The organism is Microcystis sp. M53598_WE2 (assembly GCF_030067735.1).
Lineage (GTDB): Bacteria > Cyanobacteriota > Cyanobacteriia > Cyanobacteriales > Microcystaceae > Microcystis > Microcystis aeruginosa.
Window position 1 is genome coordinate 1 of the sequence record NZ_JASJFE010000328.1, and the last position, 1,562, is coordinate 1,562.

Here is a 1,562-nt window from a genome sequence, read left to right on the forward strand (position 1 = left end):
CCTGAATACGGTATTCGTTGGGATACTCTCAGCGATGTATCAGTTGATATTCAACAAAAGTTTTTTGCAATTTATGAAGCAGGACAACAAAACCAAGAAACCGAAGAAGAATGTTCCTCAGAAGAAGAATAAACTCGATTGGCAGAAATTTAACTTTTTAGAAAATTTGCTTATTTTCTGTACCGTACCCGATCGGATCGCTCCACCCGAAAGCGGTGTCAGCTTTCGGATTACCAAGCAAGAAAAAGATTCCGTTTGTATTTTATTTAAAACTGATCGTCAGAAGGATCCTCTTGTTAGAAATCAAAAGCAGAAAAGACCTGATTATTTATCTCTTTTTATTCAGAATGACTTACTTCTGCTGACAATTATCGAGATGAAGGGAACTAATAAAAATTCCACGAGTACAGGTATCGAACAAATTACAACTTTTAGAGATATTTTAAAACAAGAAATTGCCGATCATGTCACCAGGAAACTCAAATATAAATTACAAGCTATCCTATTAACTCCCTATAATGCCGATATTCCTCGAAAGGCGATCAACGAGGAAGCGGAGAAAGGATTTATTATTTTACCTATCCAGTATGATTCTAAAGCGGAGCTTTATCCTTATGTTTCCAAGACTCACCGTAAAGCGGATTTAAGCAAAATAGGCAAAATAAAGCATAGTCACGACGAGCAACATAAAGAATCCGATTGTTTGTTAATCGAAAACTTGTTGGCTAGACAAGCATCGGACAAACGTAAACAGGATAACTATTATTCATGTAAATTCACTCCCGCCAAAGATAGACAAGGCATCTATATAGATTATCAGGTGTCGAGCGATCAAGACTGGATCACCCTATTAACCGATCCGCAGGGAAAGAAAGTTCAATTGGCTTACTGTAGTGATGATTCTCAAAGTTCAATCGATCAAATTCAGGAAGAGATTAAAAATTTAAACATATATGGAATGGTAGAGATGGTAAGTCGCCTAATCAATAGTTAGTATAAAAAATAGGTGTAGATAAATCGGCGTTGCTGATTTGAGATATGAATCTTCTTTTCTGGTATTTTTAAAACCTAGAGCCAAACTAACTTTTGCACGGGAACCTGCACAGTTGCCATTCATGCCTTGATTCAGCAATGCCGAAAATTAACCATCTCTGCCATTACTTTAGAAAAATGGTATTAGCAATGTCCTTTCACCTTTGATCAGGATTATCCTCTATATTGTTGACTTTCGTTAATTGTGGAAAAATATCTCGTACTGCCTTTTCAAATTTTTTGTAGGAAGACAAGGATTCTAATTTCGACAATTCGATTTTTGTACCAAGCGGTGAATATAAATCGTCAATTTTTAGTTTATTTCGATCCCGTTTAGTCATACCTTCTCTGGCTTTATTGATGGCATTTTTAATCGTTTCTTTCGGATTGCTAAAAGATTCGGGTTCTTTATCGATTGCTAACTCACTATCACTTTTATTTGTACACAATTCTTTTTTTAGTAATTCTTTGTCTGCTAATATCCAGGCTTCAGTCATTTGTATTGGAACGATAGCAACTAAATTTTTGCA

At 35.5% G+C, this 1,562-nt stretch carries 1 protein-coding gene and 1 pseudogene; one reads left to right on the plus strand and one right to left on the minus strand.

From position 1 onward, the window contains the following. Nucleotides 1-73: 73 nt before the first annotated feature. Nucleotides 74-994, plus strand: a complete 921-nt coding sequence (locus PX636_RS07150) for a hypothetical protein (protein WP_353853460.1) — start codon at nt 74-76, stop codon at nt 992-994. A 196-nt stretch (nt 995-1,190) separates the two neighbouring features. Here the strand turns inward: PX636_RS07150 and PX636_RS07155 are convergent. Continuing rightward, a pseudogene (locus tag PX636_RS07155) lies at nt 1,191-1,562 on the minus strand (DUF4276 family protein); the annotation flags it as partial.

Coding starts and splice junctions, on each gene's coding strand:
- PX636_RS07150 (WP_353853460.1), top strand. CDS start 74: ATGAAGCAGGACAACAAAACCAAGAAACCGAAGAAGAATGTTCCTCAG.